The 21394-nt window shown below is 55.3% G+C and carries 22 protein-coding genes and 2 tRNA genes; 13 read left to right on the forward strand and 11 right to left on the reverse strand.

All coding sequences use genetic code 11. The annotated features are described in order from the left end of the window. The first annotated feature begins 129 nt into the window (after window positions 1-129). Both NQU42_RS02165 and NQU42_RS02170 read left to right on the forward strand, forming a co-directional pair. Window positions 130-2031: a sodium:solute symporter family protein gene (locus NQU42_RS02165; protein ID WP_296608670.1), complete on the forward strand. Its 1902-nt coding sequence runs from the start codon at window positions 130-132 to the stop codon at window positions 2029-2031. Continuing rightward, window positions 2028-3167: an NAD(P)/FAD-dependent oxidoreductase gene (locus tag NQU42_RS02170; RefSeq protein ID WP_296608671.1), complete on the forward strand. Its 1140-nt coding sequence runs from the start codon at window positions 2028-2030 to the stop codon at window positions 3165-3167. Before NQU42_RS02165 ends, NQU42_RS02170 begins: the two co-directional genes overlap by 4 nt. Here NQU42_RS02170 and NQU42_RS02175 read toward each other — a convergent pair. After that, a complete protein-coding gene (locus NQU42_RS02175) occupies window positions 3157-3528 on the reverse strand; it encodes a 30S ribosomal protein S6e (protein ID WP_296608673.1) in 372 nt (123 codons plus the stop codon). The two genes, NQU42_RS02170 and NQU42_RS02175, sit on opposite strands and share 11 nt — an antisense overlap. Window positions 3529-3555: 27 nt before the next feature. Beyond that, a complete protein-coding gene (locus NQU42_RS02180; protein ID WP_296608674.1) occupies window positions 3556-4500 on the reverse strand; it encodes an NrpR regulatory domain-containing protein in 945 nt (314 codons plus the stop codon). Between the two features lie 53 nt (window positions 4501-4553). Between NQU42_RS02180 and NQU42_RS02185 the strand changes: the two genes are divergently transcribed. Beyond that, window positions 4554-4626: transfer RNA gene (locus NQU42_RS02185), tRNA-Gln, on the forward strand. 76 nt (window positions 4627-4702) lie between these two features. On the opposite strand, the gene NQU42_RS02190 is transcribed toward NQU42_RS02185, so the two are convergent. After that, window positions 4703-4777: transfer RNA gene (locus tag NQU42_RS02190), tRNA-Glu, on the reverse strand. 491 nt (window positions 4778-5268) lie between these two features. Here NQU42_RS02190 and NQU42_RS02195 point away from each other — a divergent pair. The 4 genes from NQU42_RS02195 (at window position 5269) to NQU42_RS02210 (ending at window position 9458) form a co-directional block, all read left to right on the forward strand. Then, on the forward strand, window positions 5269-6000 hold the full coding sequence (locus NQU42_RS02195; protein WP_296608675.1) for a hypothetical protein: 732 nt from the start codon (window positions 5269-5271) through the stop codon (window positions 5998-6000). Window positions 6001-6203: 203 nt separating this feature from the next. After that, window positions 6204-6992, forward strand: a complete 789-nt coding sequence (locus NQU42_RS02200; RefSeq protein WP_296608677.1) for a hypothetical protein — start codon at window positions 6204-6206, stop codon at window positions 6990-6992. A 19-nt stretch (window positions 6993-7011) separates the two neighbouring features. Further along, window positions 7012-8118 carry a hypothetical protein gene (locus NQU42_RS02205; protein ID WP_296608678.1) on the forward strand — a complete coding sequence of 369 codons (1107 nt, stop codon included), beginning with the start codon at window positions 7012-7014 and terminating at the stop codon, window positions 8116-8118. A gap of 197 nt (window positions 8119-8315) precedes the next feature. After that, the gene (locus NQU42_RS02210; protein ID WP_296608680.1) at window positions 8316-9458 is read left to right on the forward strand and encodes a DUF1646 family protein; all 1143 of its coding nucleotides are present in this window, start codon (window positions 8316-8318) and stop codon (window positions 9456-9458) included. A gap of 2 nt (window positions 9459-9460) precedes the next feature. Here the strand turns inward: NQU42_RS02210 and NQU42_RS02215 are convergent, their stop codons facing one another. Next, a complete protein-coding gene (locus NQU42_RS02215) occupies window positions 9461-9649 on the reverse strand; it encodes a hypothetical protein (RefSeq protein WP_296608681.1) in 189 nt (62 codons plus the stop codon). Between the two features lie 152 nt (window positions 9650-9801). Beyond that, window positions 9802-10362 (reverse strand): hypothetical protein, encoded by a 561-nt coding sequence (locus tag NQU42_RS02220; protein WP_296608683.1) that lies wholly within the window; start codon window positions 10360-10362, stop codon window positions 9802-9804. A 550-nt stretch (window positions 10363-10912) separates the two neighbouring features. Here NQU42_RS02220 and NQU42_RS02225 point away from each other — a divergent pair. The 3 genes from NQU42_RS02225 to NQU42_RS02235 are packed head-to-tail and all read left to right on the forward strand — an operon-like array spanning window position 10913 to window position 14050. Next, window positions 10913-11143: an Lrp/AsnC ligand binding domain-containing protein gene (locus tag NQU42_RS02225; protein ID WP_296608684.1), complete on the forward strand. Its 231-nt coding sequence runs from the start codon at window positions 10913-10915 to the stop codon at window positions 11141-11143. Continuing rightward, on the forward strand, window positions 11143-12984 hold the full coding sequence (locus tag NQU42_RS02230) for a DNA topoisomerase VI subunit B (protein WP_296608686.1): 1842 nt from the start codon (window positions 11143-11145) through the stop codon (window positions 12982-12984). The genes NQU42_RS02225 and NQU42_RS02230 overlap by 1 nt, the downstream gene beginning before the upstream one ends. After that, on the forward strand, window positions 12977-14050 hold the full coding sequence (locus tag NQU42_RS02235) for a DNA topoisomerase IV subunit A (protein WP_296608688.1): 1074 nt from the start codon (window positions 12977-12979) through the stop codon (window positions 14048-14050). The genes NQU42_RS02230 and NQU42_RS02235 overlap by 8 nt, the downstream gene beginning before the upstream one ends. A gap of 71 nt (window positions 14051-14121) precedes the next feature. Here NQU42_RS02235 and NQU42_RS02240 read toward each other — a convergent pair whose 3' ends face one another. From NQU42_RS02240 to NQU42_RS02250, 3 genes are read right to left on the reverse strand one after another with little or no spacing between them, the layout of a single operon-like run. Next, window positions 14122-14973 (reverse strand): CBS domain-containing protein, encoded by an 852-nt coding sequence (locus NQU42_RS02240; protein WP_296608689.1) that lies wholly within the window; start codon window positions 14971-14973, stop codon window positions 14122-14124. Between the two features lie 3 nt (window positions 14974-14976). Beyond that, complete coding sequence (locus NQU42_RS02245) at window positions 14977-15420, reverse strand: universal stress protein (protein WP_296608690.1); 444 nt, start codon at window positions 15418-15420, stop codon at window positions 14977-14979. A 4-nt stretch (window positions 15421-15424) separates the two neighbouring features. Then, a complete protein-coding gene (locus NQU42_RS02250) occupies window positions 15425-16576 on the reverse strand; it encodes an amidohydrolase family protein (protein WP_296608691.1) in 1152 nt (383 codons plus the stop codon). Window position 16577: 1 nt separating this feature from the next. Here NQU42_RS02250 and NQU42_RS02255 point away from each other — a divergent pair, with 1 nt between their 5' ends. After that, window positions 16578-17246 carry a 2,5-diamino-6-(ribosylamino)-4(3H)-pyrimidinone 5'-phosphate reductase gene (locus tag NQU42_RS02255; protein WP_296608692.1) on the forward strand — a complete coding sequence of 223 codons (669 nt, stop codon included), beginning with the start codon at window positions 16578-16580 and terminating at the stop codon, window positions 17244-17246. On the opposite strand, the gene NQU42_RS02260 is transcribed toward NQU42_RS02255, so the two are convergent. After that, window positions 17233-17931, reverse strand: a complete 699-nt coding sequence (locus NQU42_RS02260; protein WP_296608694.1) for a DUF169 domain-containing protein — start codon at window positions 17929-17931, stop codon at window positions 17233-17235. The two genes, NQU42_RS02255 and NQU42_RS02260, sit on opposite strands and share 14 nt — an antisense overlap. A 282-nt stretch (window positions 17932-18213) precedes the next feature. On the opposite strand from NQU42_RS02260, the gene NQU42_RS02265 reads away from it, so the two are divergent. Further along, window positions 18214-18588, forward strand: a complete 375-nt coding sequence (locus NQU42_RS02265; protein ID WP_296608695.1) for a lamin tail domain-containing protein — start codon at window positions 18214-18216, stop codon at window positions 18586-18588. Window positions 18589-18704: 116 nt separating this feature from the next. On the opposite strand, the gene NQU42_RS02270 is transcribed toward NQU42_RS02265, so the two are convergent. Beyond that, window positions 18705-18887: a PUA domain-containing protein gene (locus NQU42_RS02270; RefSeq protein ID WP_296608696.1), complete on the reverse strand. Its 183-nt coding sequence runs from the start codon at window positions 18885-18887 to the stop codon at window positions 18705-18707. Between the two features lie 143 nt (window positions 18888-19030). Next, complete coding sequence (locus NQU42_RS02275; protein ID WP_296608698.1) at window positions 19031-19627, reverse strand: thermonuclease family protein; 597 nt, start codon at window positions 19625-19627, stop codon at window positions 19031-19033. Window positions 19628-19822: 195 nt separating this feature from the next. On the opposite strand from NQU42_RS02275, the gene trmY reads away from it, so the two are divergent. Next, on the forward strand, window positions 19823-20413 hold the full coding sequence (gene trmY, locus NQU42_RS02280) for a tRNA (pseudouridine(54)-N(1))-methyltransferase TrmY (protein WP_296608700.1): 591 nt from the start codon (window positions 19823-19825) through the stop codon (window positions 20411-20413). The last annotated feature ends 981 nt before the right edge of the window (window positions 20414-21394 follow it).

Genomic DNA, 21394 nt, shown 5'->3' on the forward strand with positions numbered 1-21394 from the left:
GGCTCTGCGCTATTGGTATAAGCGGCTTTCGCGGATCTCCCTGGTAAAAATCGGTTGTCCCCAACAAAACCGCGGATGTCCGAGTGTATATATAGATGATACGTTTTAGTGGCCCACCGGTGGTAATCCGTGGATCCGTATCACATATTCCTCCTCGTCCTTGGCGTGTATATTTCTCTTCTCATCGGCATAGGCCTGATATCATCGAAGCGCCAGGGGACGGTGACCGAGTTCTGGCTCGCGAGCCGGGAGCTGGGGGCATCATCCCTCGGATTCTCAGCAGCAGCATCCTGGCTCACAGCCAGCGCCCTTCTCCTGTCCACCGGTCTCTTCATGCTCATAGGCGTCAGCTCGATCTGGGTCTGGGTATTTCCGAACATTGCGGCGCTCGCGCTCATAGCCCTGATCGCGGGGAGGGTGAAGCGCATACCCGCGATGACGCAGCCTGAGCTTCTTGAGATAAGATACGATCCGAGGGTCAGAGCTCCGGTCGCGGTGGCGATAACGATAATGATGATTCTGTTCTCCGTAGTCGATTTCATAGGGTTCAAGCTGGTCCTGGGGACGTTCTTCGGAGTGGCGCCGCTGTACGCGGTCCTGATCATGGCGGTCGCTGTGGCCCTGTACGTGAGCCTCGGCGGGTTCAGAGCGGTCGTCTGGACAGACAGGGTTCAGTACATCTTTTTGGCAGGGCTCGCGGTTGTTGTGGCCATCCTCTCATTAAAAACATCATCAGACCACGGCGCCTCGCTTCTCGCGCAGAGCTCGGCGCTGGGCAGCGACTGGTGGAATCCGTTCCTGATGGGCGGCGTGCTCGGCGCGCTCGTATTCCAGCTCGCGCTGCTGCCGGGCTGGATCGCTGAGCAGGACCCGTGGCAGAGGGTGTGGGCGGCGAGGGACGAGCGGAACGCCAGGCTCGGCCTGCTGCTGGGATCGATGCTCCTCGCGCTCGTTTACGGCGCATGTTTCATTACAGCTATAGCCCTGCGCGCTATATATCCAATTCCTGAGGGAGAGCTCGAGGCTGAGATGTTATACCTGAGGTTCATCTCAGAGAACGTGCCGGCTGTGGGGGTTGCGCTTCTCACGATAGGGTTCGCTGCTGCATCGATGTCATGCACAGACACCTTCGCGACATCCGGGGCATCATGCATTGTTAGAGACATCTTCCAGAGGTTCGTCAGGCCGGACGCCACGATGAGAGAGATGCTGATCATCAGCAGGATTTTGGTGGTGCTGATGATATCCATCTCTGCATTCATCGCGCTGAATGTGGAGAGCATAATGGAGGCCGTGATAATAGCCACAGTGATAGGGACGACCTCCTACTTCTTCCCGATCGTCGGCGGGCTGTACTGGAAGAGGGCCACCGCCTGGGGCGCGCTCGCAGCTGTCATCGTCGGCGGCGGGACTCAGATCGCGATGATAGCATATGAGAAGCTCGTCCTGAGAGCACCGCTCGATACCTTATCCCCTTACCTCACAGAGCACGGTGTGCTCGTCGGCCTGGCACTGAGCGCCTCGGTATTTATCATAGTCTCGCTCCTGACGCCACCGGCTGATGAGAGAAGGCTTGCTCCTTTCTTCCCAGATATCGCGGCGAAGCTCTTCGGGGGAGCCATGATCACAGTTGACAGGGAGAACTCCAGGTACCCGCTGATAATGCGCATGATAGAGGAGAGGGACTTCGGCGAGAGGGCGCATCTCGATCTCACATTAAAGGTGAACCCGCTGAAGGCGGATGGCGCTCAGATTAAAGGGGAGCTGCGCTGGGATCAGCTCATAGATGATCTGAGGTCGAGGCATCCGGAGTGGTACACGCCAACAGGAAGCCACATCGCGTACAGGCTCTCGCAGCACGACATGCTCGCGTGCGTGAAGCTCTACAGGGGCGAGGAGATGGAGATCTGCCTCTCAGCAGAGCCCAGGCTCTCCTCCAGGGATAGATTCAGGGACGAGATGTATCTCGCTGTGGAGGAGATAGAGGAGTCGCTTCTGAGCATGGGCTACACGACATCTCTGCCCGCATGAGGGTCATCGTCATCGGCGCCGGCCCCGCGGGATCGACGGCTGCAGAGACCGCGGCGAGGCTCGGCGCAGAGGTTATTCTTGTTGAGAGGAGGATGGAGATAGGCAGCCCCGTCCAGTGCGGCGGATTCATACCCGAGGCATCTGAGCTCAGGGATCTTCTCCCAGATGCCGTCCTGCCTGAGACGCTCGTCGAGATCCCTGAGAGGTGCGTTCTGAACAGGACGAAGGTCCAGCGGCTCTACGCGCCCTCCGGCAGATCAGCCGAGTTCCCGGTCGCGGGGAGGTGCGTGGACAGGCGCTCCTTTGACAGATATCTTGCGCACAGAGCCGCGCGCGCGGGCGCGCAGCTGGTCGTCGGCACAGAGGCGGAGATCTGCGGAGAATCTGTGCGTCTGAGTGGAAGGCATGCGGATATCATCGATGCTGAGGTCATCGTGGGCGCTGACGGCCCGTCATCAACCGTGGCCAAAGCGATGGGCTCCATCCAGAAGGACGAGCCCGGGATATGCCTGGAGTACGAGATGGCAGATGTCGATATCGATAAAGGCGCAGCAGAGATGTACTTCGGCGAGAGGTGGGCGCCAGGAGGCTACGCCTGGATAATACCTCTCGGCGATGATATCGCGAACGTCGGAATCGGGGTCAGGAGGTCTTATATCAGGGGACGGATGGATCTGGCCGGCATACTTAAAAGATTTATAGCGGAGCATCCGCAGGCGGGCGAGCGTCTCAGAAGGGGGGAGGTTGTGGCCGTGATGCGTGGGATCGTGCCCGCGGGAGGGATGCCGGAGAGGATACAGAGTGGAAGGATGCTGCTCGCCGGAGACGCCGCGGGCCATGTGATGGCGACAAGCGGCGGGGGCGTGCCCCTGGCTGTGGTCGCCGGCAGGATCGCTGGGGAGGTCGCGGCGAGCGGGGACATGGATATCTACACTGAAAGAGTCGAGAGGGAGCTGGGAGCTCCACTCAGGGGCTCTGTGATGATAAGAAGAGTCGTGGACAGGACAATGAGGAGCGACAGGTCGATGGACCTGCTCTTCTCCCTGCTCGATCCGATGACTATGAAGGACATCCAGCGCGGCCGCCTGCCCGCGCCGCTTGAAAAGCTGAAATCCCTGGCAGATTTTAAGCTTTGAGCAGCTCCTCGATCGGCTTTGCGCCGTACTCCGTCACCTTGACATTGATCTGGCTTATGCTTGGCGAGATCTCGCGCCCGCAGACGCTCTTCCTCCGCTTCTGGCCCTTGACGCGCGGCCTGTAGCCGACGCCTCCAGCGAGGAGCAGCCTCTTGCGCTGCATCCCGGGAAGATCGCTGCGCATCGGGAACCCGTCGCGGTCACTGCCGCCGGTTATCGTTACAACGTAGCCTGGCAGCCCCAGGAGATCGCCCTCCACGGCATCTCCTATTCTCTTCCCAATAAGCCTGCTCGCGTCCTTGAGCTCAACCTGATATGCCTTTCCTGTATTTGGATCTGATATAACAACTCTGACAGCCATATTTCTGACCTCGATTACCCGCCATTATCAGCTCTTATAAAATCTTATCCGCGACATCTCAGAGTACGGCATCGTCGTGGAGATGGGGGAGGTCTGTATGCGTATACCGCATTCGCCGACCGCGACCGGCGCGTTGACTCCGGCGCATATCGCTATCCCCACGCGCCCTGGCGCGACGGGGCAGCCGAGCACATCCTCGCCCGGCGCGCCCACAACGATCCTCCCGACGATGGAGCGCGCGCGCTCCAGGATGCGCATAGCATCCTCTAAAGCGCTGGCCGGCACCTCCCTGACGTTTGCCAGGACCTTGCCAGAACCGGAGCGCACCGCGTCCATCACCCTGGCGATCCTTCTCGCCATGAATGCCCTCATCGGGTCTATGGAGGTGCCTGCGTACGCGATCAGATCCGAGAACCTGTACGGCTCTGAGCTCCTGATCTCCAGAACCCCTGCGAATGTCGTGTTTATGGGCACTCCTGCCTTCAGGAGCATGCCATCGACGGTTATGCTGCAGACCGTTCCGATCTCCACGCAATCATCCCTCTGAGACACTCGCACCAGATCCCCTGAGTATCCGGCCTCCGCAACTCTATCCATGATCTCGAGCGATCTATCTAAATCGTTTCTGTCGATGAGACTGATGTTCGCCACGAGATCGCCCTCTGAGAGATCGAAGGTTGTGCGGAGCATGTACTCCTCGATGAGCGTGTTCACGAAGCCTATCCGCTCGTGTATCAGCGCGTCCCTGAGCTCCTTCATCCCGAGGGGGGTTGCGATCCTTCCTGAGTAGCCGTGCCTTCTTGTGAACCCGAGCTCGTCGAGTATTCTGAGATTGTAGCGCACCGCCCTCTCGCCGAGGTTGTAGCCCCGGCTGCTCAGGATGTCAGAGATCGTCCTCGCGCCCACTGGCCTCTTCGCCTCCGCTATTACCCTGAGTATCTCCAGGAGCTTCCTCTGATCGCGCCCTATCATCACTGATCAGAGGGAGAAGGGAATATATATAGCCAGGGCAAGATCCAGAGCGGAGTCCCGTGGGGTAGGGGCCAATCCTGCCGGCCTTTGGAGCCAGCGACGGCGGTTCGAATCCGCCCGGGACTACTAATAGAAAGATAATATATAAATAATATCCCATGCAAAATATTATCTTCCGTATATTATCATTATCGGGATTGTATGCTCCGGTCGGGATTTGAACCCGAGTCTTCGGCTCGAAAGGCCGAAATGATTGGCCGGGCTACACTACCGGAGCTCTAGCGTAAGAGCCACTCGCAACGTATTAACTTTGCCATCCAGAGAATGTGGATGTTTGCGTGATTGCAGACGAAAATAGAGAGGAGAGAGCTGAGAGAGCCACACCGGCGCTCAGGCTCACCTGATGCGGAAAAGATCATGAGAGATGCATACACTGCGATGCCATGCTCTCGCCCGTTATGTTTATATGCCATTAATATGAAGTCAGAATTGTGCCTGAGCAAAACACTGAAATATTTGACGTGTGTCTTAAGATCAGGTACCCTGAACCTGAGAGGTCCTTCAGGGGCTCCGGCGTGTGCTGTGGAGCGCGGCCGGGGTTGATGGACGCAGTGGATTTTTCTGCGTGCATCTGCCAGACGGGAGGTCTGGATCCTGGGGCCTCTGGGGAGCTTCAGCATCTTCCGACTCCGTCGGGATGCCTCAATGGGGCATCTGCTGAGGTATCGATCCTTTAATTGAGGGTAACAAAATGGAGGTGGGAACGAAATGAAGAGAGAACTGGCTGTTCTCGTGGTTGTTGCTCTGGCCCTTGTGGGCATGGCCAGCGCAGCCAACTACATGTACGAGAAGGCGACCATAAAGGGCGTCGGCTACAAGAACGTAGAGACGATCATCTCTACACAGTACGGCTATAACGGCGCCAAGCTTGTCGAGAAGGAGTCCGGCTCCGGTAACGTGATCATAGAGAGGACTGAGCTCGAGGCTGAGAGGCAGCTGCAGAGGAACTATGCACCCTTGCCATATGAGTGTGACTACCCGACAGGCAAGTATCCGATGGACTACATCAACTTCACCAAGGAGGCAGAGTTCGAGTACATGCCTGTGAGCTACCAGACAGGCACATACGACCAGAAGTGGATCGAGAAGCTCTGTGTACAGAACTACAGGATCGGCGCTGTCGTGACAGAGATGTACACGCATGCAGAGCACCTGCAGAAGAACACAGAGGTCAAGACAAGGCTGTACGGTGATGAGCTCCAGACTAACTGCTGCACAGGCGTCCTTGAGGCGAACTTCAACAGCAACGTGATCGGCGTCGCTCACATCGGATGGATGTCCCGCGAGCCGATGGCCGAGCCCACAGTCAAGGGCAGGCACGTCGAGTACGGCCGCAGCGTTGAGGACCTGACTGGTGTCTTCTCGATAGAGAAGTTCATACAGCTCTGGGGCAACTCGACATGCGGCGCGATAAGCGTCGACTGGCTGCCGTGCATCTGAGCGCATAGCGCGACGCTCCGGACCCCCTCCAGGGGGTCGACCGACTATTTTTCCTGACTTCGTTCGAATTCTTCTCTTGATTATATCCTCCTCCGGACCACATCCGCCGTTCGCCCCCGACTTACTGCAGGCCAGACGGGAGAAATAAGATTTATATAACAAGAGAGAGAACATCTGAGATAAACCTAAGGGGGTGAAACTGAATGAAGGGAGTAGTAATAGCGGCGATACTTGTCGCGGCTGTTTTAGCGTGTAATCTAGCTTCAGCAACTCCACCACTTAAAGAACCAAAACAGTATGAGCAGTACTGCGAGGCCCAGAAGGTGGCCGGGACTGGCGTAGTTGACATAAGCACATCGATCGTGGACAAGAAGATAGCTCTGGAGTACTACAACGTCATGGCCGGAGACGGAGACTTCGAGCTCGACTCCGAGCATCTGCTCTCCGAGAACGCGAGCAAACTGAACAGAACGGGTCCGAACGAGTCTAAGAGCCTGCCTCTCAACATGTATGAGAGCTCTAAGATGACATACTCAGGGAGCACTCCGCTTGTCGGGGGCAAGTACCTCCACTCAAAGGCCTTCTACGGAGGCATCGGTGCCGAGGTCCAGGAGGTATTCTCCGTAACAGAGATGGAGAAGGATCAGAAGGTCTTCTTCTCGTCGACAGATCCCACAGGACACTGGACAGCGAACCCGGCGACAGGAAAGCCGTGGGGCTGGAATGGCAACAGTGTGAACGATACCCAGGCTAAGGCAGAGAAGTACAACCTGGAGTACAACGTGAGCCCGACGCATCTCGTCGGATTCGAGACAAGGAGCTCCTTCAACGGCACGTGGGGCACCGACTCCAAGTGGCACAAGATATTCTACAAGGACATAAAGGACCACCAGTCGTTCACAGGCAACTTCGAGGTCGAGAAGCTGATCAAGTTCCACGAGGCGCCGTTCGCTGAGGAGAAGCCCAGCCCGTGCCAGGGCGTCGACTGCTGATCCCCTCTCTTTTTTTGAGGTGGTTCCATTGATCTGGATTCTGATCCTGGCGCTGATGCTGCTTCCGGCCTCGGCGACCGTTGAGGAGAGCCCGACTGGCCCGCCGTATGACTCTGTGTATCCATCTCCTGCGTATCCATCGTACCCCACGAGCTCTTTTGATATGCCATCTGTTCCTCCTGCACCCATCGCTCCGGGCAAGCTCAAAGTCTCTGTGCAGCAGACCGGTCCCATCAACGAGCGGGACAGGGAGTACACGACCCCCGGAAGGACGCTGGACTACATTGTGACAATAAGGAACGAGGGCTACACAAACGTTACCGCAACAGTGACCGTGAGCCCTGAGACGTGCGGCATGGACTGGTTCACCTGGACCTCCACAGAGGTATTCATACCCGCAGGAGGTGAGGTCTCGGAGCCGCTCCAGGTCACGCCCGCCACGAACGCCATGGGCGGAGATTACAGGTTCAAGGTCACAGCGACAGCACCAGGCGCAGAATCCTCATCTGATACTGAGCGATTCAGGGTTCAGGGATACGATTACGCATCCGAGACGATGATCAGCGGGACCGGCCAGTTCCAGCTGAGCAAGGACGTCAGGTCGATGAACTCCGGGATAAAGTCGAACAAGGACGTCTTCTTCAGCGGGAGCGTCGATGAGCTGGTCAAGAACGAGTATCTAGTCGACAGAGCGAAGGGCAGGAACCCGAACTTCGAGGAGCAGGATGCGGTCGACGACTACGTCGCTCTCGCGCCAGGCGACACGCTCATGGGCAGCGAGAGCTTCAGGAGCTCGATAGCCTTCGGCGGCATCGGGGCGAAGGTCAGGGAGAGCTACAACCTCCAGGCGATGGAGTTCAAGAACCAGAACTTCAATCTCTACCAGACAGGCACGCTCGGGAGAAGCGCTGAGTTCAAAACGGCGGACAACTTCACAGGCTACCTCATGCTCGACGCGCGCCAGTCCAAACCAGGACAGAGGAGCATGAAGGAGCACGAGGAGTACTTCGGATCCTTTGAGATAATGCGCAAGATCCTCTTCAGGGACCAGCCGCTCCGGAAGGGATGCATCGGCGGTGCATGCGACTTCCTGGATAACATAAACCTCAGACTCAAATCGAGCTGATACCCTCCGGGGCATCAGCCACTTTTATGCCCAATTTTCAGGCGATCAGGGGAACCAGCGAGGCCCTTCTGGATACCGATCCTCCCAGAGCCCCTGAAATCGAGCATCGGCTTTTGAAAACCAAAACCATTTAATAGATAAAAACCATTTGGCAACAGACTTTCAGTCTTGTGGGTGTAGAATAAAGAGGTGATTCAATGGCATTGCAGCCGACGCCCGTTGATATCGGGCTATTTGTGATAGTTCTGATGGTGCTAGTGGGTCCATTTATGGTGAAAAAGATAGAGCACAACCTGGAGGCTTTCCTGTTTGTAATGGGCGTGCTCGCAGTGACTCTTGCCGGCTTCGAGAACAGAGCCGTTCTGGAACAGATTTACGCCAGTAATCCTGAGGCGATAGAGAAGATCGGCTGGCACATGGAGCTTGTGATAGAAGCGATAAAGGAGCCGATCATAAAGGGCATAGTGCCAGCTGTGCTGGTCGCAGGCCTGCTCTTCTACTACGGCAGATCAGCGGCGCAGAGAGGTATGGAAAAGATCCTCGAGGTCGTTCCGCTCAAGGTCATAGTCTTCCTGGTAGTTGTGGTACTCGGCGTCTTCTCGAGCGTGATAACAGCGATCATAGCATCCCTTCTCCTGGTGGAGCTCGTCAACTGCATGCCTCTCGACAGACAGACGAAGATCAATGTTGTGATAATCGCATGCTTCTCGATAGGTCTTGGCGCTGTCCTGACTCCGGTCGGAGAGCCGCTCTCGACGATAGCGATCACAAAGCTGCAGGGTCCGCCTTATCACGCAGGATTCTTCTTCCTGTTCAACAGGCTGGCGGTTTACATAATTCCAGGATGCCTGGCGATGGGAGTGCTCGCGATGTTCTTCACAGGGAAGGCGGCAAAGGAGGCATGTGCTGTTGCAGCTGAGGAGGCAGGTGGCCTGAGAGATGTCTTCATCAGGGCCATAAAGGTGTACATCTTCGTCATGGCGCTGCTCCTCCTTGGCAGTGGCATGAAGACAGTGATCGACAAGTACCTGCTCACAGTACCGCCCCAGATTCTGTTCTGGGTCAACATGATCTCCGCGATCCTCGACAACGCCACACTCACTGCTGCGGAGCTGAGCCCGTCGATGGAGATAACCCAGATCCAGGCTGTGCTGATGGGACTGCTGATCTCGGGCGGCATGCTGATCCCAGGAAACATCCCGAACATCATATCAGCAGGGAAGCTCAACATCACGAGCAAGGAGTGGGCGAGGCTTGGCGTACCGCTCGGCCTGATACTGATGGTTCTCTACTTCGTGTGGATATTCTACATACCGTTCCACATAGAGTTCCATCTGTAATTTCATTTTTTATTTATATTTGCTGTCAGGTACCATCTTCCCTTTTTCCCCTTCATGAACTCGATCGCATCAGGATATGAATCAAAGCTCCAGCTCTCTCCAGTGCTGAGGTTAACAAGAAGAACTCCAGCTACTGGTTTCACGTTCAGCGACTCGATCTCATCTCTGAGCCTGCTGTGCTTTCTGTACATCGCATCCCTCCAATGGCATGGTTTCTCGATCCCGATCGCTACCTGCATCAGGAATTCAGACGCATCTGATTCCGTGGGTGGCATCATGCAGATGCACGCTCCCACTCTTTCGTTTGAGCCCACGACCCGGCTCTCAGGCGCTGCGCAGGCTTTCACACGATCTTCGATGGGATCCCCTTTGAGATCACGTATCTGACAAAATCCGCTGAGGGAAACTCATGGATCGATGTGACGAAGATCATGCCCTCACCGTATCTGCCCGCGCACAGGACCGGCCGGCCGGCAGGATCCCTGGCGAGAACATCGAAATCTGCTCCAGGCTCCAGGTATCCGTCGCAGTCCCCCGAGCCGCTGCAGAGTGGCGCCCCGTCGCATGAGAATTTTATCTGCGCTGCCTCCGTGTATTCGCCCCTGTATTTTATCGAGAGCGGCAGCCAGTCGTAGTCGTGCTCCGGAACGAGGGGGCCGAAGACCATGATGACGCCACCTGAGCGCACGAAATTCTTTATGCCCTCACTGCATGCTCTGAGATTTCTCAGAGCGCTGGAGTACTGCTGGTTTGCGAATCCAGTCGGAATGATCAGCGCTCTGAACCTGGGGAGGAACGGGCTGCAGAGCATCTCAGGTTTGATGAACTGAACATCAACACCTGCCTCCTCGAAGAGCTTCTCATAGAGAAACGACCTGTCGCAAAGGATCACCGCATCTGGCATGCTGTACCGGTGCGCGGATGTGGTTAAAAATGTTTCATCGTTCCAGGCTGGAACGCGGTGGCGGTGACGCTGAATTACAGATGATCACGGATCGCTTGTCAGTAGATCAGCAACATTGCTGCATCCGCTCACGCAGAGTTTGGAGGAGAGCAACTCCGGCCTGAAGACCGAAGTCTCCGCTACCCATACCGACCAGGGTGTTTTATGAGATCATCTGGCGCATGACCCAGGCGGAACAATACCTAAAAAGAGAACGCTGGAGTCATCATTTCTGCCCGGACGTTATCAGATTCGCAAAAAGAAAATATCACTTTGGAGGAACCACGTAGTTCCATCTCCATACCTTGAAGCCAGCACCCACGATCAGTATGAATATCGCCAACACGATCAGAGACTGCAGGTATTCCAGAGCCGTAGCTGTATCCATAAAACCACCGCGATGATGGTACCAAACTGATCGCTGATAAATATTTTGGTGCATCGTGTGGACCTGTCCTCTGGATGTAAAGTTAATATAATATGCGGTAGCGTGTGTTTATGGTGAGAGGCAATGGTGATTGGAGTAACAATGGTCAAGGTAGTGCCTGGACAGGAGAAGCCGGTTTACAGTGCGCTTAGACAGATAGATGGTATAAAGAACGTCTATCACGTCTTCGGAGAGTTCGACTTCGTTGTGATCATAGAGGTAGAAGGTCTCAGCATGCTGAACCGCCTGGTAGACACGATCCGTGAGATCGAGAACGTAACAGCGACACAGACCGTGGTTGGGGCAGAGCTTTAATGGACACAGCCGAGGAGCTGGCAAAGCAGCAGAGATCGATATCTGTTGCGGAGTTCTTTGAGAAGAACCGCCAGATTCTTGGATTCGACTCAGCCCCTCGTGCCATCATCACATGCGTCAAGGAGGCGGTCGACAACTCCCTTGATGCATGTGAGGATGCTGGCATACTTCCTGATATTTTTGTACAGATCAAGCGCGCCGGTGAGCTTTACCGTGTCATAGTCGAGGACAACGGTCCAGGCATCGTGCCCTCTGAGATCCCCAGGGTCTTCGCAAAGCTGCTTTACGGCTCGAGGTTTCACGTTCTCCGGCAGAGCAGGGGGCAGCAGGGCATAGGCATATCCGCAGCGGTTCTCTACTCACAGCTGACCACAGGAAGGCCGGCGAGGATCACATCAAGGACATCGCCTGAGATGCCAGCGAGATATGTGGAGGTCATGATAAACACCGCGAAGAACGAGCCTGAGATCATCAGGGAGGAGGATATAGACTGGGAACGGCCCAGGGGCACGCGGGTGGAGCTTGAGATCGAGGGCTCATATGTGCGCGGCAGGAGGCAGTCGGTTTACAGCTACCTGAAGAACGTCGCGATAGTGAACCCGCATGCCAGGATAACATTCGTGGAGCCAGATGGATCCACAGAAAAGTTCGAGAGGGCGACAGAGCGTCTTCCAAAAAGAGCATGTGAGATAAAGCCCCATCCCTCTGGGATAGAGCTGGGCGAGCTCACGAAGATGTTGAGGTATACTGAGAGAAGAAAGCTCTCCAGCTTCCTGAAGGAATCTTTCTCAGCCATCGGCAACATCGCAGCTCAGGAGATACTTCAGATCTCAGGGCTGGATCCATCGATGGATCCAAGAAGCTTGGACTACGAGCAGTCAAAGCGTCTTTTCGAGGCGCTCAGGCGCATAAAGATAAAATCCCCGCCGGTCGACTGTCTCTCGCCTATAGGGGAGGACCTGATAAGATCCGGCCTTGCGAAGGAGTTCCGCGTGGACTTCATCGCGACCGTCTCAAGGCCAGTCTCTGTGTATTCAGGGAATCCCTTTGTGGTCGAGGCAGGGATTGGCTTCGGCGGTGAGCTCGATCGGAACGGCAGGGTCGAGATTTTGAGGTTCGCGAACCGCGTGCCTCTTATATACCAGCAGGGGGCCTGCGCCATAACCCATGCGATAGAGGGCGTGTCCTGGAAGAGCTACGGACTGGACCAGCCTGGAGGGGGATTGCCGGTCGGGCCTGCTGTTATACTGGTTCACGTGGCATCGACCAACATTCCATTCACATCAGAGTCAAAGGATGCTGTTGCAGACATCCCCGAGATCCTCGCCGAGATAGATCTCGCGATGAAGGAGATCGGCAGAAAGCTCAGGAGATTTCTTGCACTGCAGGAGACACTATCCGAGCGGAGGGAGAAGGAGGAGATCATAAGCAAGATCCTTCCGAGGATGGCGGACAAGCTCTCGGACATGCTCGGGCTCGAGAGGCCTGACATAAGCAGGGTTGTAGCCAGGATCATGGGCAACGTTCTGGTCAGGAGAGACCTGAACCAGGAGGACGGGCGTTTGATTGTGCGCATAGAGATAGAGAACAACACATCCTCGCAGAGAAGCTTCAAGCTGCACGAGATAATCCCTGTGGAGGCGGAGGATCTGGATCCACCTGCGAGAAGGGTCGATATGGGTGGGTGCTATGACTACCAGTGGAAGATTGCGATCCGGGCAGGTGAGAGGATGGTTCTCAGGTATACGGTAAAGAGCCATCTGCAGAGGATGCCGGAGGCTGTTGTCGAGGGGCTGGAGCCTGAGATTGTGACTGGGGCGAGGGTGCTTTCTGATGCATGATCCGGAGAGCAGGCTTCTAGGTATAGCAAGGTCACTCTACGATCAGTTCAGGGATGGTATCGTACCCCATCTCGTGCTTCCGACGAGGACCAAGAAGAACATCGAGTACAGCACAGAAGATGATGTGTGGGTATACGGCGATCAGGAGAGCGTGAGGAGCGTCAAGACCATACGCGGCGCGAGGACGCTGCTCAAGACCGTGCATCTGATAGATCTCCTGGTGAAAGAGCATCTCAGAGGAAACCGGGCGTCAACGCTCAGGGAGATATACTACATCTCCGAGAACTGGGAGCTCGCCAAGTTCGCAGAGCAGGCCGAGAGCGACCGTCTCATCGAGGATCTGGAGATAATCACAGGCCTTCAGCGGGAGGATTTTCATGTCAGACCTGAAGAGGACGGCGCTGCTGTATTCGGCCCCCTCAGGATCAGAGAACGGACGCGGCGCGGCGAGCGCGAGATACACTGCCAGGAGGACATCGGCGAGGCCGGATATCAGATACCCTTCAACGTCGATTTTGTGGAGTTCCTGGATCACGATGCCAGGATGGTCATAGCTGTCGAGACCGGCGGAATGTATGCCAGGCTGATCGAGAACGGATTCGATGAGGAGTTCGATGCGATTCTTGTGCACCTCAAGGGCCAGCCAGCGCGATCGACCCGACGCTTCATAAAAAGACTCAACACAGAGCTCGGCCTCCCAGTGGCCGTCTTCACCGATGGGGATCCGTGGAGCTACCGGATATACGCGAGCGTAGCCTACGGCGCGATAAAGAGCGCGCACCTCTCCGAGCACCTCGCAACGCCGGATGCGAAATTCCTCGGCGTGCAGCCAACAGACATCGTTGAGTACAACCTCTCCACAGACAGGCTAACAGACAGGGATCTTCACGCACTCAGATCAGAGCTCACGGACCCGAGGTTCGGCAGCGATTACTGGCAGAAGCAGATACAGCTCCAGATAGATCTGAAGAAGAAGGCTGAGCAGCAGGCATTCGCAGGAAAGGGTTTGGACTTCGTCACAAAAAGGTATCTTCCGGAGAGGCTATCAGAGCTGGGGATGGCATAGCACGCAAGTGACAAATATGCCTCTCAAAGGAGGAGCGTCTCACCCACAATATCCCCAAACTCCATCGCGCGTTAACTCTGGTATGCTGAGATGAATGGAACCAGGAGGTTGTGGTCGTTCAGCATGCCTATCAGCTTTCTGTGTGCATTGACGACAGGCATCTGGTCGATCCTTCTCTGGGACATGATCTTGGCGCACTCGCTGACCCTGCTGGACCTCAGGGCGGTTATCGCCTGGACCATGGCCTCCATCACCTTCACATTCTTCAGCCTGATCTTCGATACCTGGTAGTACCTTGAGATGGCCTCCTTCTGGCTCTCCCAGCTCCACTCGTCCATCTCAGGCGCGGTATCCGCATCCGCCCTCTCCAGCGACTCCTCGACGACGCTCTTCGCTATGAGATCCCTGTCTGTGACGATGCCGACCAGCTGGAGGTCTGTATCTATCACAGGGCAGGCCTGAACTCCGGCATACTCCATGATCGCGCCCACCACCGGCAGCGGCATCTCAGACCACACAGCGACGACGTGCCGCTCAAAGTAAGGATCTATCGGCTCATCCATGTTGAGAGAAGCGATGACCCTCACGACATCGGCGACGCTTATGATCCCCACAAGCCGTCCATCCTCGACCACCGGAAGTCTCCTTATCCGCTTTTCCACAAACAGCTTCGCCGCCTCGACCAGGTGATCATCAGGACGGACGACAAAGGGGTTCCTGGTCATGAGCATGGCGATCTGATCCTCCTCCGGGTTCCGGAGAAGATCTGTCCTGGTGACCATGCCGACAACAGTGTTGTTCTTGACGACAGGAACGCCAGAGACGTGCCGCTCGTTCAGAACCTTCAGCACCTTATCCCTGGTGCCGGGCAGGCTCACATAAGCGACATCCTTGACCATCGCATCTCTGACCAGGATATCCAAGGATCAACCCTCCTTCCTCTCCCCCGGCACAGTTAAGACGGGGACCCTGGAGTGCTGTACCACCTTCTCCGCCACGCTCCCGAGTAGGAACCTGTCGAGGCCGCTTCTTCCAACGCTTCCCATGACAAGGAGGTCCACATTTAAATCCCGCGATAGCTTCAGTATCTCATCAGTCGGCTTCCCCTCGACAACCCTCTTCTCGCACGGCACGCCCGCATCCGAAGCTATCGACTCCACATATGATGTGGCATCCTCCCCCTCCTTGAGGAGCATATCCCTTATGCCAACCAGGATCATCTCATCCGGCAGATGGCTCAGCCGGCCGGTATCTGCCACATAGACCGCTATGACCCTGGCCCCGAGATTCCGGGCGAGCTCCACGCCGAACCTCGCAGCCCTCTCGCTCGTCTCAGAGCCATCCGTTGCTATCATTATCTTCTCGATCATGCTTTCAGATCCTCAGCATTATGTCAGAGGGCTCGGCCCTTCTCACGATGCTCGCCAGTGGGTTCAACGATCCCCTCAGATTGCGGGAGTTCCTGTCGAACACATTAATCCGCGCCTCTTTCCCGGGATCGATGGAGCCGAGCCTCTCAGCCATACCCAGTGCTCTTGCTCCATTTATCGTGCACATCATAAAAACCTGTCTGTCGTCTCTGACGATCGCTTTTGATAAGAGCTCCATCTCTCTGAAGATGCTGGTCGAATTTATCATCAGGTTGTCCGTGCCAACGCAGACATTGAGCTCCAGGGAGAGCATCGCCGCGATATCAGGAAGGCCGGCGCGCGTGAATAGATTGGATCTGGGGCACACGACCACAGAGGCGCCTGAATCCGCAACATCCCTCAGATCGGAGCGCTCCGCTCTGGAGAGATGTATCAGAATGTCAGGCCCGATGGCCAGCGCGCCCTCTATATCGTCCCTGCCGGCCTCGCCGGCGTGTATCGCCACGCGCTTTCCAGATCTTTTCGCGATGCTCACGACCTCATCGACGAAATCCCGATCGTAATCCCTTGTGCTGCTCAGACCGATGCCCCAGCACGCTGGATGTATATCCGCTGTAGTCCCAAGAGGCCTGCCGAAGACCCTGCTCTGAATGGGCAGACCCTCCAGAGCTCTGAGGAGAAGCTCAACTCCATGAGGGCCGCCCTCCCTGAAATCGCCGAAGGCGCAGGTTCCGGAGTCGAGCATCTCCTCAGCGGAGAAGCGCATCGATTCAATAAGGAGATCATCGCCAGCTCTCTCAAGAATCCTGTGCTTCAGGCCCCCTGGCCCCACGAGATCTGCAAGATCCATGAACGGCGGATCCTTCGCGATGGAGTCCGCTACATGAGTATGCGCATTGACAAAAGCAGGGCATATGATGCCCTCGAAGTGCCCCCTCTCCCTGCCCTCGCCGACCTCTTTTATGATGCCGTTTTTAATAACTACATACCCATCCAGGGCAACCATATCCTCGCCTGAGATCACGGTTCCGGAGAGCATCAGCTCCTCCTGAGGGCAAGCAGCACATACTGATGCGGAGAGAGGGCTGCCCGGGCCGGAGGGATCGCGGGCGATGGGAGCCTTCAGCTTATTAACATCCTCATCGAGTCTATGCATGATGAGACCCTATGTTTTCATCAACAGCGCAATGAGCGCTGACGGGAAGATAAGCTCTTTTCTGAGAAGACAGGTACGCATCTCCGGATCTGGGGACCTCCTCAGGGTGGACAGGCTGCGCGCTGAGAGCGATGCGGTGATGGTTGGAGTGGGAACGGTCATCGCAGACAACCCGAAGCTTCGGGTGAAGTCAGAGGCTCTGAGATCATGGCGGCTGGAGAGAGGGATGCCGGAGAACCCTCTCCGGGTTGTGGCCGACAGCAGAGCCAGAACGCCACCATACGCGGAGGTTCTGGGCCCCGGATGCATCATCGCTGTATCGAGATCTGCCCCCGCTGAGAGGACTAGCGAGCTCTCGAAGAGATGCGAGATCGCGGTCTGCGGCGAGGATCGCGTGGATCTCGGAGAGCTTCTGGAGATGCTGTACCAGAGGGGCGTGAGGAGGCTGATGGTCGAGGGAGGGGGGACTTTGAACTGGTCTCTCATAGAGCAGGATCTCGTCGATGAGATCTGCGTCTTTGTTGGAGGGCTGGTGATAGGCGGAAAGGACGCGCCGACGCTTGTGGACGGAAGCGGATTTGCGGAGAGCTTCCGAAAGCTAGAGCTGATCTCGGCAGATCGGCTCGATGATGGCGTGCTCATAAAATGGAGGGTGGTCAGGAGCGCATGAACTTATCCCAGCCCTCGTGCCTCTCCTTCAGGATAGTACATATGTCCTCGAGCATCTCAAATGGGATGCCGACAACGACATCGTTCTCCGTTAAGGCGGACTTCTTCGCAGAGCCATCGCATCCAAGCGAGACATTGACATCGCCTTTGATAATCGGCGATGCAGTGGCGTCAACGCAGAATGACTGAATCCCAGCTGTGTCGAGATTCATGCGCCCGCCGCGCCTGTACATCACAGCCTGGACTATGCGGCGCGCCTGCAGCGCATTTCCAACAAATATAACCACATCCGGAGTTATGCTCAGCTTTGCGAGAGGCGCGACAAGGGTCGCGACGGTGCTGCCCGCCGGGAGCCTGGGCATGCTCGCGGCGATCCTCTGGCCCACGGTCTGTGTGGCGCTTTTGTTGAGCTTTGAAAAGTAGAGCTTTCCTGAGGAGATGTTCTCAGGGCACTCAACCAGGCCTATGCCAGAAGCCCCGCCCTTGCAGTCGTGCTTGTCCAGACGCGCGAAGAGCACCTCTCCCCTTCGTGCGCGCTGAACCATCCCGCAGTACGGCATGGGCTTCTCAATCTCCTTCAGATCCTTCGGGATATCCCCCTCGCTCTTGAAGAGAACCACTCCAACAGGCTCGCTATCGAGGCCGAGCGTGCTCTTAAGAATATCCGACATCTCAGCATAATCCATAACGACACCTCGTTAGCTCTGGTTATATCATGAGATATCTCTGTTGCGCTCATCTCTTGAAGGGGATCATTTCAATTAAATTCTTCTAATTATTGCGAATTACATATCAAAAATACTCTCAATAAGATGGTATAAACTTGATTACAATCTCATAAATCACAAATTAATTAGAAAAGTTTAAATCTTTGCAGATAATCGTAGTAGTAACCTCTCTAGGAGAGGTGGGGAAGTATGGTGTGGATCACAAAAATAAGCTTAGGACTGGCCATCCTGCTGGTCCTCATGGCATCCCCTGCATACGGGGATGGGAATGTATCGAGCTCTGAAAAAAGCCCTGTGAGAATTTCAAACGTCAGCTTCGTGGCGCCGAGCCCGGAGAGGGCGAACCTCAATGAGGAATGGGTCGAGATCGAGAATGGCGGAAATACAGACGTGAATCTCGCGGGATGGAGCATATCCGACGAGCAGGAGCACAAATATGTGTTTCCTGATGGATTCATTCTCCGATCTGGCGCCAGGGTGAAGGTGCACACAGGTGCTGGCAATGATACCCAGCAGGACCTCTACTGGGGGAGGAGCGTCCCTGTCTGGAATAACGACGGGGACAGAGCCACACTGAGAGACAGCTCCGGCAGCATCATCGACATCAAGCCCTGACCCAGGGCAATATTTTTTATCCCTGTAAATTCGAGTTGCGCTGATTGAATCGAATAACCAAAATGAGATCAGAACAGCCAGGACGCCACAGGCGCAGCTGTTCTGGTCGGTACTTTTCAATACGCTTTTGCTACTGTTATCACCCTGTCATTACTGTCGAGCACCAGCACCTCGTCTCCCGGGCTCACATCCGGGTCTGCCCTGAGCACCAGCCTGGAGAATACGCGCCCGCCTCTTGCAACAAAAGGCACTGCGTCATCAGAGACGACGACTCTCTTGGGTTTTATCGCACCACTCATATTTTTTTCACCCCCTGCATACATTCACAACTGCTTTGATATGAATTTTTCGGTAATAAATAACAAATGATAATATTAATATTGAATATTGTGTCACCAAAATGAACGCATCCTGGACCCTGCGCGACGCTCCGTTCCGGTCGTCACGGAGGCTTGCAGACGCGGCACGGCGTGTATCCCATCGAGCGCGCCTCATCTGGGCTGGAGAAGCATATGATGTTATCCGGGGCGATCTTCTCTGCCCACTCACAGTCAGGGTAGTGGTATTTTTTCGACTTCACCGAGCCGACGTATGCACAGCCGGCCGGCTGGAGCGAGCTTAGATTCCACCAATCAGCTGGATTGAACTCGTTGTCCGTGAAGTCCTTCACAACAGCATGACCGCTGTCAACGATCATCCTGTTGAAGTTCATCTCCCGATCCGGCGCACCATTTTTCTCCAGATACACAACACATATCCATCTCCCGTAATCATCCCTGCCCCGCATGTCGTCTATGTCCAGCCAGACGGTGCGTCCGAAGAGCCAGGAGATCGTGTAGTTCGCGGCAGCTCTTCCGGCCTCTGTATCCAGCTCCGGACAGTCGACGTCTGCAAGCCGCACCCTCCCAAGACCCTCAACATCGAACGTGTCGCCATCCACGACCTTGATGACTGTCCCTCGGAACTCATCCGGCGCGGAATCGAGACAGCCCATCAGAATGACGAGCACAAGAATTGCAGCAGGCTGGAGCAGCTTCATGCCTTCGAGGTCTTGCGCGGCACAATTTATTGATTACGATGATCACTCTTGTCTTGATCCATCAATATGCGCGCTGGCAGTGAGCACAGGCGTCTCCTGAAGATCTCTTCGATACAGGGATAACCGCGGAATAACGAGAGACCCTCGATCGGGGATCCTGCATAGCTTGAATAACTTTGATGGGTGGATGCAATCATGCGCGACTTTGTTATTGTGGGTCACAGCGCGAAGACCACGCCGGATTTCTCCCTGGAGGATCTTCCCGGAACCTCGGGGAGGATGGATGTGCTTTGCAGATGCATCAACTCGGCATTCATGCTATCGCACGGGATAAGAAGAGACGTCAGGTGCCATCTCATCCTCATGGGTGGACCTGAGCCTAAGATACTCCGATTTGATGGAAGCAGGCTCCGCCATTTGAACCCGGACGAGAGGAGCACGGCTGCACTGATAAAGCGCGCCCTATCCATCGATGCCAGCCCCTTCTGGAGGGAGTCCACGCCCGGCATTTACATCAGGAAGGGTGATCTCAGATCGCTGTTGGAGTCTCTGAGAGATGATGGACAGAGGCTGTACTACCTCAGGGAGGATGGTGCTCAGCTCAGCGGAACCGTTTCGGAGGGCGCGTTCATACTCGGGGATCACACAGGCATGAGAGATGATGAGGAGCAGCTCATCGAATCAATGGGAGCTGAGACGGTGAGCATAAGCCCGCTGAGCCTCCACGCAGACCACTGCATAGTGATAATAAACTGGATGTGCGATAACGCCGCTGTAAGGAGATGATCCACGGAGATGATGTGACCGCAAAAACCAGAATGCTGCAGGGTCGGAGTGCTAAAAGGATGAAAGATTTGATGTGCTGTTTTGATGTGCTTTTAGTCTCTTCCAGAAACGAGCCGCAACAGGAGGTCTACCTCAATCTCATGATTTCTATTACAGCGCATCCGGGGTTATGCATAGTGTGGATATAATGATATACAAAAAATTATTATATATAGAACTACAGAATCCACGATGTCAGATGCAAAGAGGGCTCCTGGATGAGGAAAAAGGCTATTGTTTTTGTCATGATATTGGTAATCTTATGTCTCGGCATCTGGGCACAAAATGGCGAGAAGTTGAGTGCGGTTCTGCCCATCGCGCACCTTATCGAGATCTCAAAGATTGCTTTATCACATATCACAAGCCTCGCCTGCAACCTGCTCAGAGAGATCGCGATCAGAGCGGGAGAGACGATATCAGCGATCTCTCTGGAGATATTCAGAGTTTTGGTTAAAATTGCATCTGACCTGGACGCAAGGATGCAATCCGTGCTTCACAGACCCATCATTTGATGATAAATATAAAACTTAAGCCTGCAGATCTGTAAAGACATGCAGCTACATTGAAGCGCTTCTTGGCGCACTCGGGTTGTGTACAAAGTCATTGAAATCCACCGCACAAACCCATTCAGACCAATGTAGCATCTAGGAGATGGCGATTACAGGAGCATCACTAGCGATTCGAGCCATCTGATCAAGAAGGGGGATAGATCCGCCCGTCCGGGAGTAGCATTAACAGCGGTGACGAGCGGCCAAGATGGTAGTAGTCATATAGCTATGAAGCCGTTAGCCATGCAGTGCGAAAGTATTCAGTGGCATCTTAAACTCTTGCTCCGCATTGCCATAGCCCTGCAGATGGCTTCTCGCGCTTCGAACATCCGCATCGGAACCGCTCGACGAAGCGTTGATGACATCGCCTTCTCCGCTGTCACGAAATCAACTC

Origin of the sequence: Methanothrix sp., assembly GCF_024518575.1 — an archaeon.
Taxonomy (GTDB): Archaea; Halobacteriota; Methanosarcinia; order Methanotrichales; family Methanotrichaceae; genus Methanothrix_B.

What these genes read in the sequence shown, in the direction of transcription:
- NQU42_RS02210 (WP_296608680.1), top strand. Translation starts at nt 8,316, where the DNA reads ATGGCATTGCAGCCGACGCCCGTTGATATCGGGCTATTTGTGATAGTT.
- NQU42_RS02225 (WP_296608684.1), top strand. Translation starts at nt 10,913, where the DNA reads ATGGTGATTGGAGTAACAATGGTCAAGGTAGTGCCTGGACAGGAGAAG.
- trmY (WP_296608700.1), top strand. Translation starts at nt 19,823, where the DNA reads ATGCGCGACTTTGTTATTGTGGGTCACAGCGCGAAGACCACGCCGGAT.
- NQU42_RS02170 (WP_296608671.1), top strand. Translation starts at nt 2,028, where the DNA reads ATGAGGGTCATCGTCATCGGCGCCGGCCCCGCGGGATCGACGGCTGCA.
- NQU42_RS02215 (WP_296608681.1), bottom strand. Translation starts at nt 9,649, where the DNA reads ATGTACAGAAAGCACAGCAGGCTCAGAGATGAGATCGAGTCGCTGAAC.
- NQU42_RS02260 (WP_296608694.1), bottom strand. Translation starts at nt 17,931, where the DNA reads ATGGATTATGCTGAGATGTCGGATATTCTTAAGAGCACGCTCGGCCTC.
- NQU42_RS02180 (WP_296608674.1), bottom strand. Translation starts at nt 4,500, where the DNA reads ATGATAGGGCGCGATCAGAGGAAGCTCCTGGAGATACTCAGGGTAATA.
- NQU42_RS02245 (WP_296608690.1), bottom strand. Translation starts at nt 15,420, where the DNA reads ATGATCGAGAAGATAATGATAGCAACGGATGGCTCTGAGACGAGCGAG.
- NQU42_RS02275 (WP_296608698.1), bottom strand. Translation starts at nt 19,627, where the DNA reads ATGAAGCTGCTCCAGCCTGCTGCAATTCTTGTGCTCGTCATTCTGATG.
- NQU42_RS02265 (WP_296608695.1), top strand. Translation starts at nt 18,214, where the DNA reads ATGGCATCCCCTGCATACGGGGATGGGAATGTATCGAGCTCTGAAAAA.
- NQU42_RS02270 (WP_296608696.1), bottom strand. Translation starts at nt 18,887, where the DNA reads ATGAGTGGTGCGATAAAACCCAAGAGAGTCGTCGTCTCTGATGACGCA.
- NQU42_RS02195 (WP_296608675.1), top strand. Translation starts at nt 5,269, where the DNA reads ATGAAGAGAGAACTGGCTGTTCTCGTGGTTGTTGCTCTGGCCCTTGTG.
- NQU42_RS02175 (WP_296608673.1), bottom strand. Translation starts at nt 3,528, where the DNA reads ATGGCTGTCAGAGTTGTTATATCAGATCCAAATACAGGAAAGGCATAT.
- NQU42_RS02230 (WP_296608686.1), top strand. Translation starts at nt 11,143, where the DNA reads ATGGACACAGCCGAGGAGCTGGCAAAGCAGCAGAGATCGATATCTGTT.
- NQU42_RS02250 (WP_296608691.1), bottom strand. Translation starts at nt 16,576, where the DNA reads ATGCATAGACTCGATGAGGATGTTAATAAGCTGAAGGCTCCCATCGCC.
- NQU42_RS02255 (WP_296608692.1), top strand. Translation starts at nt 16,578, where the DNA reads ATGAGACCCTATGTTTTCATCAACAGCGCAATGAGCGCTGACGGGAAG.
- NQU42_RS02235 (WP_296608688.1), top strand. Translation starts at nt 12,977, where the DNA reads ATGCATGATCCGGAGAGCAGGCTTCTAGGTATAGCAAGGTCACTCTAC.
- NQU42_RS02200 (WP_296608677.1), top strand. Translation starts at nt 6,204, where the DNA reads ATGAAGGGAGTAGTAATAGCGGCGATACTTGTCGCGGCTGTTTTAGCG.
- NQU42_RS02220 (WP_296608683.1), bottom strand. Translation starts at nt 10,362, where the DNA reads ATGCCAGATGCGGTGATCCTTTGCGACAGGTCGTTTCTCTATGAGAAG.